We start from the raw sequence: 12,914 nt of genomic DNA on the forward strand, positions 1-12,914 counted from the left end.
CCTCAATGCGCTGTTCCGGTCGATCGCCGCTGCGACCGACCGCCCCGGCATCGTCATCGAGGGCCGCGACATCACGACGGTGACCGTGCCGGACGCCCCGGTGCGCATCCTGCTCACCGCCTCGGAGGAGGTGCGCGCCGCTCGCCGCGCGGGCGAGCTCAGCGGAGCGGCGGCCGCCCAGGCGGGCGTGGCCATCGCCCGGCGCGATGCGGCCGACTCGCAGGTCGCCGACTTCCTCACCGCCGCAGCGGGCGTGGTCACCGTCGACTCGACCGCACTGGACTTCGTGCACACGGTGGATGCCGTCCTCGCGGTCATCCGCTCCGTCGTCGCCTGATCTTTCGGCCTCGCCGGCATGCGGAGCGGGCGAGAAGCGAAAGGAAGGCGGTTCGGGCGCCCGCTGCACCGCGACGCGCCGGCTCTCCCCGAGAGCGCGCCGCCAGGCGCCCGACCGGGTCAGCGGCGCAGCGTCGGCTGGCGCGAGTCGTAGCGCGGGTCGAAGCGCACCGGGCGCGGAGCGTCGGCGCGGACGACGCGGATGGTGGCGATGATCCCCGCGATGGCGAGAGCGGCTGCGACAGCGAGCACGGCCCATGCGGTGGAAGACATTCGGCACCTCCTGCGAGAAGTCCAATCCTGAATTGGATTGGCACTAAATGAATCCAATCGGGGAAGAACTCGACACGCAAGCGGCCAATCCGGCTAAAGTGGACTCATGATTGCTGCGATTGGAACCCTCAGCGCCCGGCAGCTCGTCACGCTGCTGGGGGAGTGGCAGAGCGATGCCGCCGCCTACGAGGCGCTCGCCGACCGCATCCGCCTGCTGGCGATCGACGGGCGGCTCCTTCCTGGTACGAGGCTCCCGAGCGAGCGCGAGCTCGCCGAGCGGCTCGGCCGCAGCCGCACCACCGTCGTGTCCGCGTATCGCGCGTTGCGCGAGGCCGGTTACCTCGAGAGCCGGCAGGGCTCGGGCAGCGTGCTGCGCTTGCCCGCGGCGGGCGTCGACGCGGGCGAAGCCAGCCGGGACGAATCCCTCATCAACTTCAGCATGGCCACGCCTCAGGCCCTGCCCGACCTCATGGACCACGTCGAGCGCGCCGGCTCTGCACTGCGCTCCAACCTCGGTCTCACGGGCGTCGACTTCGTGGGATTGCCGGTGCTGCGCGCGGCGATCGCGAAGCGCTACACCGACCGCGGCCTACCCACCTCTCCCGAGCAGATCGTCGTCACCGCCGGAGCGCAGCATGCCATCGGCATCATCGGCAAGGCGCTGCTCGGGCGCGGCGACCGGGTGCTCACCGACGCGCCGACCTACCCGCACGCCTATGCCGCGCTGCAGGCGGCCGGGGGGCGGATGACCGGCGTCGCCATGGCCCCGACGGGCTGGGACGACGAGCAGCTCATCGACGCGTTCGAGCGGGTGCGGCCGGTCCTCGCCTACCTGATGCCCGACTTCCACAATCCCACCGGCGCGTCGATGCCCGACGCGCTGCGCCGCCGTGTCGTCGAGACCGCCGCCCGCACCGGGACGATCGTCATCGACGACCAGACCACCGGCGAGCTCGTCATCGATCGCCCGTGGGCGTCGCTGCCGCTCGCCGCCCAGGCGCGCACCGCCGAGGAACGCGCCGCCGTCATCACGCTGGGCTCGACCGGCAAGACGGTGTGGAGCGGATTGCGCATCGGCTGGATCCGCGCCGAGGAGCGGCATCTCAGCCGCATCGTCGCCGCTCGCGCGGCCGTCGACCTCGGCGTCCCGGTGCTCGAGCAGCTCATCGTCGCCGAGGCGATCGCCGACATGGACGCGATCCTCGCCTTCCGCGCGCGCGAGCTCGGCACCGCCCGCGACCTGCTGCTCGGGCTGCTCGCCGACCAGCTTCCCGAGTGGAGCGTGCCGAAGCCCGACGGCGGCATGGTGCTCTGGGCGAATCTGGGAATGCCGGCGAGCTCGGCCCTCGTGCTCGCGGCGCGCGCTCGGGGCCTGCAGATATCGGGAGGGCCGCTGTTCGGCGGTGAGGGCGCGTTCGAGCGCTTCATTCGCGTGCCTTTCACACTGCCGCCGGCGCAGTTGCGCGAGGGCGTTTCCGTGCTCGCGGATGCCTGGCGCGCGGTCTCGCGCATGGCATCGGTCGGCGCGAGCGCCCTCACCCAGGTGGCCTGAAGCGGCCACCCGGTAGCCTGGATGATCGTGCCTACGCCAGACGATGACTTCGAAGCCGGCCCCGACGATCTCGTCGAGCGCCTCGCCTCGCTCGACGACGTCTCGGCCGAGCGCCGCGCCGCCGCTCTGCGCGGCGGCCTCGACGACTACGAGCTCGACGATGACGACCTCTTGGTGCTCGCCGCGCTGTCGGAGGAGGGCGAGGGCGTCACCTATCTGCCGGCGCTTCCCGTCATCGCCATCGTCGGCCGCCCGAACGTCGGCAAGTCCGCACTCGTCAACCGCATCCTCGGCCGCCGCGAGGCCGTCGTCGAAGACACCCCCGGAGTCACCCGCGACCGGGTGAGCTACCGGTCGGAATGGGGCGGGAAGCACTTCACCCTCGTCGACACCGGCGGCTGGGAGCCCGACGCCAAGGGTCTCGACGCCTCGGTCGCCGCGCAGGCCGAGGTCGCCATCGATCTCTGCGACGCGGTGATCTTCGTCGTCGACGCCATGGTCGGCGCCACCGCGACCGACGAGCAGGTCGTGCGCCTGCTGCGCCGCACGAAGAAGCCCGTCTACCTCGTCGCCAACAAGGTCGACGACGCCCGGCAGGAGTCCGAGACCGCGCCGCTGTGGTCGCTCGGCCTCGGCGAACCGCACCCGGTGTCCGCGCTGCACGGGCGCGGCGTCGCAGACCTGCTCGATCTTGTCGTGGGCAAGCTGCCCCAGGAATCCGCGGTCGCCAAGCAGGAGGTCGGCGGTCCGCGTCGCGTCGCCATCATCGGTCGCCCGAACGTGGGCAAGAGCTCGCTGCTCAACAAGACCGTCGGCGAGGAGCGCGCCGTCGTCTCCGACGTGTCGGGGACGACGCGCGATCCGATCGACGAGCAGGTCGAGCTCGGCGGCAAGGTCTGGCGCTTCGTCGACACGGCCGGCATCCGCCGCCGTGTGCACCTTTCGCAGGGTGCCGACTTCTACGCGTCGCTGCGCACTGCCGCCGCCCTCGAGAAGGCCGAGGTCGCGGTCGTCGTGCTCGACGTCAGCCAGCCCCTCAGCGAGCAGGACGTGCGCATCATCGACCTCGTCCTCGAGTCGGGGCGCGCGCTCGTGCTCGCGTTCAACAAGTGGGACCTGCTCGACGACGACCGGCGCCGATACCTCGAGCGCGAGATCGAGCAGGACCTCGCGCACGTCGACTGGGCGCCGCGCGTCAACATCTCGGCGAAGACCGGCCGTCACCTCGAGAAGCTCGTGCCGGCGCTTGAGACGGCGCTCGAGTCGTGGGACAAGCGCATCCCGACGGGCAAGTTCAACGCCTTTCTCGCCGAGCTCGTCGCTGCGCATCCGCACCCGCTGCGCGGTGGGAAGCAGCCGCGCATCCTCTTCGGCACGCAGGCGTCGACGAGGCCTCCGACCTTCGTGCTCTTCACGACGGGATTCCTCGACCCCGGCTACCGCCGCTATATCCAGCGCCGCCTGCGCGAGCTCTACGGCTTCGAGGGCACCCCGATCGTGCTGAACATGCGGATTCGCGAGCGGCGCACGCATAGATAGCGGCGATCCGGTGGATCGCCGCGCGTGCGCCGCCGCCGAAGGCGGAAGCCGCTGAGAGCGACGGTCCAGTGGACCGTCGCCGCGAATCCGCCGCGAAGCGGTCGCGAGCGGCGCACGCGTTAGACGCGGTGATCCGGATCCGGATCCGGCCGCGGTCCGCGCAGTATCCGCTGCCGGACGAGTCGCACGATCTCGATGGCGGCGACGCCGGCGGCCGCCACGGCGGCGGTCAGGATCCCCTGGGTCGGACCGATGTCGACCAGCAGGAAGAAGGCCCGGACGAAGGGCACCGTGAAGCCGGCGACCAGCCCGACGACCATCGCGCCTGCGATCGCGGCTTTCACCCGGCTGATCGGCCGAGACAGCACGATGAGGACCCAGAGGCCCAGGATTCCGAGGAGCAGGGTGGCTCCGGTGCCCAGCTGGCTCGTGCTCGCGCCCTGCGCCGCGGCCAGCCGCGTGTAGGTGGTGATGGCGGCCGCGATGACGAGGCCGGCGGGGATGGCGAAGCTCAGCGAGCGGCGCAGGAATCCAGGGTTGTAGCGCGGCGTGTTCGGAAGCAGGGCGAGGAAGAAGGCAGGGATTCCCAGGGTCAGCCCGTCGGTCAGCGAGAGCTGGCGCGGCAGGAGCGGGAACGCCATCAGCAGCACGCCGAAGGCGATCGCCAGCGCGGTCGCGAAGACCGTCTTGGTGAAGAACAGCATCGAGACCCGCTCGATGTTGGCGATGACCTGCCTGCCCTCGTCGACCACTTTCGGCAGGTGCGAGAACCTGCCGTCGAGCAGCACCATGCGCGCGACCGCCCTCGTGGCCGGTGATCCTGAGCCCATGGCGATCCCGATATCGGCGGTCTTGATCGCGAGCGCGTCGTTGACGCCGTCGCCGGTCATCGCCACGGTGTGGTGCCGCGACTGGAGAGCGAGCACGAGGCGCTTCTTCTGCTGCGGGGTGACGCGGCCGAACACGATGCTCGTCTCGAGCAGTTCGGCGAGCGCATCGTCGTCCTCGGGCAGCTCGCGGGCGTCGACTCCGTCCGGGGCGTCGAGGCCGACCTCGCGGGCGATCGCGGCGACGGTCGCCGGGTCGTCGCCGGAGATGATCCGCACCTGCACCCCCTGGCGCGCGAAGTAGGCCAGGGTTTCGGCGGCGTCCTCGCGCAGCTGCTCGCGGAAGGTGATGAGCATCATCGGCACCAGCCCGTCGGGCAGTTCGGCGGCCCCGGCTGCCGCTTCGCCGAACGGCTCGGGGGAGTAGGCGAACACGAGGGTCCGGCGGCCGTGGGCCGCGAACTCCGTGAGCTGCGCTGCCATCGCGGGGTGACTCGCCGGGTGGAACACGATGTCGGGGGCGCCGAGCACCCAGCTGCCCGCCGGTCCGTCGCCGAACGCGACGGCGTTCCACTTGCGGGCCGAGGAGAACGGGATGACCGCGCGTGGGGCGTCCGACGGATACTCCACGAAAGCGGCAGCAAGGCAGCGTGCGGTGGCGTTGGCGTCGGGCTGCACGCCGTACCACCCCAGAACCTGCTCCCATCCCTGCGGCTGTTCGGCGGCGAGTGGGTGCACGGCATCGAAGACGATCTCGCCTTCGGTCAGCGTTCCGGTCTTGTCCAGGCAGATGACGTCGACCCGGGCCAGGCCCTCGACGGCGGCGAGCTCCTGGGTCAGGACCTGGCGTCGCGCGAGCTTCAGGGCGCCGACGGCGAAGGCGATGCTCGTCATCAGGACGATGCCCTGCGGGATCATCGCGGTCACCGACGCGATAGCGCTCACCGCTGCGTCCCGCCACAGACCGGTGCGGATCGCGTCGACCCAGCCTCCGCGGGAGATCATCTGCGCATTGAGCAGCAGGAGGGTGATCGGGCCGACCGACCAGGTGATCCAGCGCAGCACCCGGTTGACCGAGCTGCGCAGCTCCGACCTCATGAGCGAGAATCGCTTGGCCTCGCTCGCGAACTGATTGGCGTAGGAGTCGCCCCCCACGCGATGGACGGTGGCGAGGCCATGGCCGGCGACGACGAACGAGCCCGAGAGCAGCTCGTCGTGCAGGAGCTTGTCGACCGGGTCGGACTCTCCTGTCAGCATCGACTCGTCGAGCTGCAATCCGAAAGAGCGGAGCACCCTCGCGTCCGCGGGCAGCTGATCGCCCGGGCGAACCGCCAGCAGGTCGTCGAGCACGACGTCGGAGCCCGCGATCTCCGACTCCATGCCATCGCGGATCACCGTCGCGTGCGGAGCATGCACGAGGGCAAGCCGATCCAGCGCCCGCTTGGCGCGGAACTCCTGTACCGATCCGATCACCACATTGGCGAGGGCGGCGAGGCCGAACAGCGCGTCCTGCCACTTCCCGAGGACCAGCAGCAGGAGGAAGCAGCCGCCGATGATCGCGTTGAACAAGGTGAGCACGTTGGCCCGGAAGATGCTCCAGGCGCTGCGGCTCGAGGACTCGTGGAAGGCGTTGGACTGCCCTGTCTCGACGCGGAAGCTGACCTCGGCGGTGGTGAGGCCCGTGAGTGCGGCTGTCCGGGGATCGACCATTATCGTCATGCTAGGGGTGCGGGGCTGAGAGCCCGATGCTCGGGCGCCCGGCGCCTAGAAGTCGATGCGCATCACGACCCGGCCGGGGGAGGGGTGCGACACCGCGGTGAAGCCGGCCGCTGCGAACGCGGTCGACGCGCCGACGTACATCGCGTCGGCGGAGGTCTTCCTGCCGGAGCTCAGATCGACGGGGTAGCCCTCCACCGCGGTCGCGCCGTTGTGGTGCGCCCATTCGGCCGCCGCACTCGCGAGCGCTGCCGAGACGCCCTGCCGCCGGAATTCGCGGTGGGTGATGAAGCAGGTGATGGCCCAGACCCCGGGGTCGGATTTGTCTTCGGTGCGCTCTGCCCACGGAATCCGGGCGCGCACGAGATTGTCGTAGTCGACTCGCGGCTGCACGGCGACCCAGCCCGCCGGCTCGCCGTCGACGAAGGCGACGAGCCCGGTCGTCGCGACCCCGCGGCCGTTGCCGTGCCGGGTCTGCTCGTGCAGCCGCTCGCGCCGGTCGTCGGTGGTCAGGGTGCGGTTCATCGCGCGCGGGACCGTGAACCACTGGCACTGACACCATGCCTGGTCGCCCGGGCCGACGAACATCTTCTGCACGTCGTCGAAGGGCACGGCGTCGGCTGGTTTGACCTCGATGGACATCGCCCCAGGATAGGGACAGCCCCCGACACTCGGCTAGACTGAGCCGGTTGCCCGCCGCCACAAGCGACGGTCAGCTTCGGGATGTGGCGCAGCTTGGTAGCGCACTTGACTGGGGGTCAAGGGGCCGCAGGTTCAAATCCTGTCATCCCGACCAACCGAGTCTTATTGCAAATTGCGACCTCTTGGGCCGCTCGCGGTGAGACTTGGAGGCTCATAACTGAGAAGCGGTCGAGGTGATCACTCTTCGTCCGGTCACGGGCTCGGGCTCTCGGCGGTCACGAGGATCGGTCCACGCTCATCATGGCCGAGTGCGGGTCACCTCGACCCCGGGGTTGGGTTCGCGGGTGGATCTGGTCCTGCGCGTCTCTTCGCAGAAGTAACGCCGGCGCGCGAAGCCGCCCCGCGCACGGGATGCGCGGGGCGGCTTCGGCGGGATTCCCGAGTTCTTCTACTTCTCGGAGTCTCCGCCCTCGTGGTTGACGTCGGCACCCGGTGCGTCGGCGTGGCCGCCGGGGCCATCGTTCGCGGTCGAGGATTCCGCGGTCGCTCCGGTCTCCGGTGCGTCGGGGGTCTCCGTCGCGCCTGCGGTCTCAGGGGTGGTGGTCTCCGTGCTAGATGAGGTCGACGTGCTTGGCGGTGCCGACGGCGTGCTCGCCATGGCAGCGCTCGCGCCGACAGAGGCCAGACCAACCCCGCCGAGGATCGCGAGAGTCGTGATGACGGTCTTCTTCTTCTGCATGTGTGTCTTCTCCTTGTTCGTCGTCCGCTTGGACATGGAGAAACTGTCACAGCCGAATGAGCCGGAAATAAGTTCGCCTGGGGATTCGCCTGCGGTTGTGGCCGTGCTGCGCTCTCACGGCCGTCTCAGCCATGCGGACAAGAATGGGCGGGTAGCTCGACGATTCCGATCGGGCGGGGACGGGGTCGGCGATGCGGGTTCTCGTCATCGACGACGATGCCGAGATGCTCGCGGCTCTGGCCGTCGGGCTTGGTTCTGAGGGATTCCAGGTTGAGACCGCGCCGGATGGCATCGAGGGACTCTGGATGGCCACGGAGAACGATTTCGACATCCTGGTCCTCGACCTCATGCTTCCCGGGATCTCTGGATTCGAGGTGTGCCGGCGTGTCCGCCAGAACGGATCGAAGGTGCCCATCCTGATGCTCACGGCGAAGGACGGCGAACACGACGAAGCCGAAGCGCTTGACCTCGGGGCGGACGACTATCTCTCGAAACCATTCTCATTCCTGGTACTTGGCGCCCGCATCCGGGCCCTGCTCCGGCGTTCACCTGCCGATCGATCGCCCAAGCTGACTCTCGGCGACCTCAGCATCGACCCCGCCGCCCGCAGGTGTTGGAGGGGCGAAACCGAGATATCGCTCACTGCGCGGGAGTTCTCCCTTCTCGAATTCCTCATGTATCGACGCGGGATCGTCTCCAGTCGCGCCACCATCGCGCGGCATGTGTGGGACGCAGAGCTCGACATCGACTCGAATATCGTCGATGTGTACATCGGCTACCTTCGTCGCAAAATCGATCGCCCCTTCGGGCGCCACGACATCCAGACGGTTCGCGGGGTCGGTTATTCGCTTGATGCCGTGGAGTCGCCCGCGGCGCGGCCGGGTCCCGGATGATGCGCTCACGGTTCCACCACCGGCAGTGGGGCGTCCGTGCCCGGGTCACATTCGCCGCCGTCGGTGTCCTGGCCATCATCATGACGTTCGGCGCAGTCGCTATCGTCGCGCTGGTGCATCAGTCGCTGATCTCGAGCCTCGACGCCTCCGCCTTGACGCGAGCGCGTGACGTGTCGGCTCTCCTGATGCACTCGGCCGCGCAACCAACTCTCCCGACCCCCGTCGACGGCAGCAGCTTGGTGCAGGTCGTCAACCAGACCAATGCGGTGACCTCGGCATCCGACAACGTTCTCGGAGAGCCACCGATCCTGAGCCGGCCCCCGTCCGCCATCCACGACACTTTCGTGACCCTGCAGACGCTGCCGATCGGGGACGAGTCGCAGTCGTTTCGGGTCGTCACGCACCCGGCAACTCTTCCCGGCGGCCCCGGATGGGTCTATGTCGCGACGTCGCTCGCGCACGTCGACACGGCGACAAACACCCTCAGCTGGTCCCTCGCTGCGGCAGTTCCGAGCTTGATCGTGATCGTTGCATTGACCATCCGCTCCGCGGTCGGACGGTCCCTGAAGCCCATCGAGAGCATCCGCCGGCAGGCCGCGGCGATCGGGTCGGACCCCAGTCAGCGGGTTCCCGTCCCGGGATCTCGTGACGAGGTGTCGCGACTTGCGGTCACGGTCAACCACATGCTCGATCTCCTCGAGGCCTCCGCGCTCAAACAGAAGAGGTTCATCGGAGACGCGTCGCACGAGCTGAGAAGCCCGCTCGCCACGCTGCGGGCCCAGGTGGAGGTCGCCCTCAATCCATTGACCCGATCCGATGCGCTGACCGCACTTCGCGCAGTCCAGGTGCAAGCGGTCCGGATGTCTTCACTCATTGACGACCTCCTCTTCCTCGCGCATACGGACGAGGGGCGTCAGCGCGACGACCTCGAGGCGGTCGATCTCGATGAGATCGTCATCGACGAGTTCCACCGGATGGAACAGCTCGGCCAGGTTGCCGTACGACTGGTCGACCTCCAGGCCGTGCGGACAATGGGCCGACGTGGAGATCTCGCCCGGTTGGTGCGCAACATCGGAGACAACGCGGTGCGACATGCCCGGTCGACGGTCTCCATCTCACTGACGGAGAGGGGTGGGGATGCGGTCATCACGATCGCCAACGACGGTATCCCGATCCCTGCCGAAGATCGGCTGCGGATCTTCGATCGATTCACCCGACTGGACCCCGCCCGCGCACGTTCCGCCGCCACCGGTGACAGCGGGAGCGGTTTAGGCCTCGCAATTGCAAGCGAAATCGCGACGTCGCACGGTGGTCGCATCACGACGGAGTCACCCGATAGCGACGACGGCGCGGTGTTCGTCGTGTCCCTCCCCGTGCGCCCGACTGGCACGGACGCCCTTGATGAGGTAGATGCCCGTCACGGGCGGGGCCGGGCTTGAGGCCCCCTGGCGGACAAGCAACGGATAAGGGTCGCCTTCTCAGTCTCGGGGTGTGTCGGCCGCACGTCGCAAGTGAGTCTCGCCTGGCGTGGGCATGGTGAAGCGCTCGACGAGTACCGTGCTGCCGCAAGCTGGTACGAGAACCGACGAGCTGGTCTCGGCGAAGTCTTCATGGACGCCGTCGATGCCGCCGCGGAGAGCATGCTCGATCCATCTCTGCGAGTCCGCACAGGTGTTGCTGATGAAGGCGATCAGCGCGGGTGCGTCTCGTATCGTGCTGTCACTTCCCACAGGGTTCTCGTCGTCGTTGACGTAAGTGCCGGGCGGGGCTATCGGCCGTTCGATGCGCACCGGCGGGCGACGGCCCGGCGGGCCCGCCGCCCTCGACGGCGTGTCGAGATCGAGCCGGTCCTGCGGCGGTCGGTGGTGGAGATGCTGGGGCAGCGGTGGAGCCCGGAACAGATCAGCCGGCACCTGCGGCTCACATTCCCTGAGAACCCGGAGCTGCAGTTGTGCCGCGAGAGCATCTACCAGGTCCTCTACGCGCCCGGATCCGCGTTCCTGCGGCCTTCGAAGCTGGCACCGCAGCACCGCTCGCCGCTTCGGACAGGGCGGGATCACCGGCGCGCTCACCAGGACACGCAGCGGCGCCGGCCCCGGTTCCAGCAGCCCATGCTGACGATCCACGACCGGCCCTTCGAACCGGCCGACCGATCCGAAGCCGGTCACTGGGAGGGGGATCTCATCGTCGGCCGGGGGCAGGGATCCGCGATCGGCACTCTCGTCGAACGGCAGACGCGGCTGGTCCGGCTGCTGCATCTGCCCCGCCGGGATGGCGAGTCGCTGCACGAGGCGTTGAAAGCGCGGATGGGTGATCTGCCCGATGGCCTGCTGCGGTCGATCACCTGGGACCAGGGCACCGAGATGGCCAGGCACATCGAGATCACGAAATCGCTCGGGACGCCGGTCTACTTCTGCGACTCCCGCTCGCCGTGGCAGCGTGGTTCGAACGAGAACACGAATGGGCTCCTGGAGTGGTCCCCGAAAGTTGGACGTGCAAATAGACATTACGCGGTTGGGGCCAGCTGTGCTTGATACTCGTCCGGGCTGAGGTAGCCGAGCCGTTCTTGGAGTCGGGCAGAGTTCCACCAGTGAAGGTATCTCCTCAGCCCTGCGTGGAACTCGTCGAGAGTTTCGGGTTGCTGGATGCGGAACCATTCTTCCTTGAGGTGGCTGAAGAAGCCTTCGATCACCGCGTTGTCGAGACATGTGCCCTTGCGGGACATCGATTGGGTCAGCCCGGCCTCTCGCAACGCGTCTCGCCAGAGGGCGTGGCGGTATTGAAATCCTTGGTCAGAGTGAACCAGGGCTCGCTCGCCGGGCTCCAGCTCGCCGATTGCTAGGCGGAGACCGTCGGTGACCATCTTCACGCTGGGAGAGGGTCCTGCCATCGTTGAGATGACTCTGTTGTCGTGCAGATCGAGGATGGAGGAGACGTAGACCTTGGAGGTACCGATCTTGAACTCGGTCACGCCCGTGACCCATTTGGTATGCCTGACTCTGGTCGCGAACTCGCGGTTCAACACGTTGTCGGCTGCCTCGCCGACCTCGCCACGAAACGAGTTGCAGCGTTTGCGGCGCCGAACCGGGCACTGCAACCCGAGCTCGCGCATTAACTTGAGCACGGTCTTCTTGGACACCCTCCACCCCTGTGTCAGCGCTCTTCGAAATCTAGGCCGGTAGCGCCTCTTCGAAATCTAGGCCACCCAGACAGATTGGTTGGGTGATCACAGTGAAGGAATGGGCGGAGATCCGGCACCTGCATGGCAGCGAGGGCCTGTCGATCCGGCAGATCGCGAAGCATCTCGGGGTTGCTAGGGACACGGTGACGAAGGCGTTGGCGCTCGAGGGGCCGCCGTCGTATTCGAGGCCGGTGGTCCCCTCGGCGTTCGACGTGTTCGAGGTTCGTGTCCGGCAGTTGTTGGTGGAGTTCCCGTCGATGCCGGCGACGGTGATCGCGGAGCGCGCCGGCTGGTCGGGTTCGATGTCGTGGTTCCGGAAGAAGGTCGCGTTGTTGCGGCCGGAGTACGAGCCGAAGGATCCCGCTGACCGGCTAGCGTTCGCGGCCGGTGATCAGGCGCAGTGCGATCTCTGGTTCCCGGCGACGCCGGTGATGACACCGGCCGGGCCGGTCGTGTTCCCGGTGCTGGTGATCGTGGCGTCATTTTCGAGGTTCATCACGGCGGAGATGATCCCGACCCGGACGACGCAGGATCTCTTGGCGGGCATGTGGTCGCTGCTGTCCGGGCAGCTCGGCGCGGTCCCGCGCCGTCTGATCTGGGACAACGAGGCCGGCATCGGCCGCCGCAACAACCTCGCCCATGGGGTGCCGGGGTTCTGCGGGATGCTCGCGACGAAGCTGGTGCAGCTGAAACCGTTCGACCCGGAGTCGAAAGGCATCGTCGAACGCGCGAACGGGTTCCTGGAGACCTCGTTCCTGCCCGGCCGGTCGTTCTCTTCGGCAGATGATTTCAATCAGCAGCTGCGGGCCTGGCTGCCGATCGCGAATGCTCGGAGGGTGAGGTCTTTGCGGGCGAAGCCGGCGTCGCTTGTGGGGTTGGACCGCGACCGGATGCTGCCCCTTCCGCCCGTCGCACCCGAGCTCGGGTTCCGAGAGCAGGTGAGGCTGCCACGGGATTACTACGTCCGGGTCCTGGGCAACGATTACTCCGTCGACCCGACAAGTGCGCTTCGGTGATAGAGGCTTGATGTGTTCCCAGCATCCACCGCTTGGCGAGGGACGCGACCCGGTGCACGCCGGGCAGCAGCGTGCCGATGTCCTCGCCGGCCTTCCTGGCGGCGGACTGATTGCGCGGCTCATGCTGGTAGCCCAGGCCGGTAACACCGGCGTAGCCGGACCACCCGTCGGTGATCACGGTGGCGCCGGGTTCCACGTTG

The 12,914-nt window shown here is 68.3% G+C and carries 12 protein-coding genes, 1 tRNA gene and 1 pseudogene; 8 read left to right on the plus strand and 6 right to left on the minus strand.

The annotated features are described in order from the left end of the window. On the plus strand, positions 1-337 hold a 337-nt coding region (locus M7D61_RS02240; protein ID WP_298227163.1), incomplete at its 5' end, for a (d)CMP kinase. Between the two features lie 119 nt (positions 338-456). Here the strand turns inward: M7D61_RS02240 and M7D61_RS02245 are convergent. Further along, positions 457-609, minus strand: coding sequence for a hypothetical protein (locus tag M7D61_RS02245; RefSeq protein ID WP_298227165.1), 153 nt, complete (start codon positions 607-609; stop codon positions 457-459). A gap of 106 nt (positions 610-715) precedes the next feature. On the opposite strand from M7D61_RS02245, the gene M7D61_RS02250 reads away from it, so the two are divergent. Then, positions 716-2,161, plus strand: a complete 1,446-nt coding sequence (locus M7D61_RS02250; protein ID WP_298227167.1) for a PLP-dependent aminotransferase family protein — start codon at positions 716-718, stop codon at positions 2,159-2,161. Between the two features lie 27 nt (positions 2,162-2,188). Then, on the plus strand, positions 2,189-3,700 hold the full coding sequence (der, locus tag M7D61_RS02255; RefSeq protein WP_298227169.1) for a ribosome biogenesis GTPase Der: 1,512 nt from the start codon (positions 2,189-2,191) through the stop codon (positions 3,698-3,700). 119 nt (positions 3,701-3,819) lie between these two features. Here the strand turns inward: der and M7D61_RS02260 are convergent, their stop codons facing one another. Continuing rightward, complete coding sequence (locus M7D61_RS02260) at positions 3,820-6,237, minus strand: HAD-IC family P-type ATPase (protein ID WP_298227171.1); 2,418 nt, start codon at positions 6,235-6,237, stop codon at positions 3,820-3,822. Between the two features lie 54 nt (positions 6,238-6,291). Further along, a complete protein-coding gene (locus tag M7D61_RS02265) occupies positions 6,292-6,885 on the minus strand; it encodes a GNAT family N-acetyltransferase (protein ID WP_298227173.1) in 594 nt (197 codons plus the stop codon). Positions 6,886-6,962: 77 nt separating this feature from the next. Here M7D61_RS02265 and M7D61_RS02270 point away from each other — a divergent pair. Continuing rightward, a tRNA-Pro gene (locus M7D61_RS02270) sits at positions 6,963-7,039 on the plus strand. A 294-nt stretch (positions 7,040-7,333) separates the two neighbouring features. Here the strand turns inward: M7D61_RS02270 and M7D61_RS02275 are convergent. Next, entirely contained in the window at positions 7,334-7,660 is a 327-nt protein-coding gene (locus tag M7D61_RS02275; RefSeq protein WP_298227175.1) for a hypothetical protein, read from the minus strand. A gap of 155 nt (positions 7,661-7,815) precedes the next feature. Here M7D61_RS02275 and M7D61_RS02280 point away from each other — a divergent pair, with 155 nt between their 5' ends. The 3 genes from M7D61_RS02280 (at position 7,816) to M7D61_RS02290 (ending at position 11,051) form a co-directional block, all read left to right on the plus strand. Further along, a complete protein-coding gene (locus M7D61_RS02280; RefSeq protein WP_298227177.1) occupies positions 7,816-8,517 on the plus strand; it encodes a response regulator transcription factor in 702 nt (233 codons plus the stop codon). A 185-nt stretch (positions 8,518-8,702) separates the two neighbouring features. Beyond that, on the plus strand, positions 8,703-9,956 hold the full coding sequence (locus M7D61_RS02285; RefSeq protein WP_298227183.1) for an ATP-binding protein: 1,254 nt from the start codon (positions 8,703-8,705) through the stop codon (positions 9,954-9,956). Between the two features lie 72 nt (positions 9,957-10,028). Further along, complete coding sequence (locus tag M7D61_RS02290; RefSeq protein WP_298227179.1) at positions 10,029-11,051, plus strand: IS30 family transposase; 1,023 nt, start codon at positions 10,029-10,031, stop codon at positions 11,049-11,051. Here M7D61_RS02290 and M7D61_RS02295 read toward each other — a convergent pair. Further along, a complete protein-coding gene (locus M7D61_RS02295) occupies positions 11,024-11,713 on the minus strand; it encodes an IS3 family transposase (protein ID WP_298227185.1) in 690 nt (229 codons plus the stop codon). The two genes, M7D61_RS02290 and M7D61_RS02295, sit on opposite strands and share 28 nt — an antisense overlap. 26 nt (positions 11,714-11,739) lie before the next feature. Between M7D61_RS02295 and istA the strand changes: the two genes are divergently transcribed. Continuing rightward, positions 11,740-12,714, plus strand: coding sequence for an IS21 family transposase (gene istA, locus M7D61_RS02300; RefSeq protein ID WP_298227181.1), 975 nt, complete (start codon positions 11,740-11,742; stop codon positions 12,712-12,714). A 43-nt stretch (positions 12,715-12,757) separates the two neighbouring features. On the opposite strand, the pseudogene M7D61_RS09840 reads toward istA, so the two are convergent. Further along, positions 12,758-12,910: pseudogene (locus tag M7D61_RS09840) on the minus strand (IS1595 family transposase); the annotation flags it as partial. Positions 12,911-12,914: the final 4 nt, after the last annotated feature.

The sequence above is a fragment of the Gryllotalpicola sp. genome (assembly GCF_027352875.1).
In the GTDB taxonomy this organism is placed as follows: domain Bacteria; phylum Actinomycetota; class Actinomycetes; order Actinomycetales; family Microbacteriaceae; genus Gryllotalpicola.

Excerpts from the sequence above, each read along its gene's own strand:
- M7D61_RS02285 (WP_298227183.1), top strand. The coding sequence starts at position 8,703 with ATGCACTCGGCCGCGCAACCAACTCTCCCGACCCCCGTCGACGGCAGC.
- M7D61_RS02275 (WP_298227175.1), bottom strand. The coding sequence starts at position 7,660 with ATGTCCAAGCGGACGACGAACAAGGAGAAGACACACATGCAGAAGAAG.
- M7D61_RS02280 (WP_298227177.1), top strand. The coding sequence starts at position 7,816 with ATGCGGGTTCTCGTCATCGACGACGATGCCGAGATGCTCGCGGCTCTG.
- M7D61_RS02245 (WP_298227165.1), bottom strand. The coding sequence starts at position 609 with ATGTCTTCCACCGCATGGGCCGTGCTCGCTGTCGCAGCCGCTCTCGCC.
- M7D61_RS02265 (WP_298227173.1), bottom strand. The coding sequence starts at position 6,885 with ATGTCCATCGAGGTCAAACCAGCCGACGCCGTGCCCTTCGACGACGTG.
- M7D61_RS02250 (WP_298227167.1), top strand. The coding sequence starts at position 716 with ATGATTGCTGCGATTGGAACCCTCAGCGCCCGGCAGCTCGTCACGCTG.
- M7D61_RS02260 (WP_298227171.1), bottom strand. The coding sequence starts at position 6,237 with ATGGTCGATCCCCGGACAGCCGCACTCACGGGCCTCACCACCGCCGAG.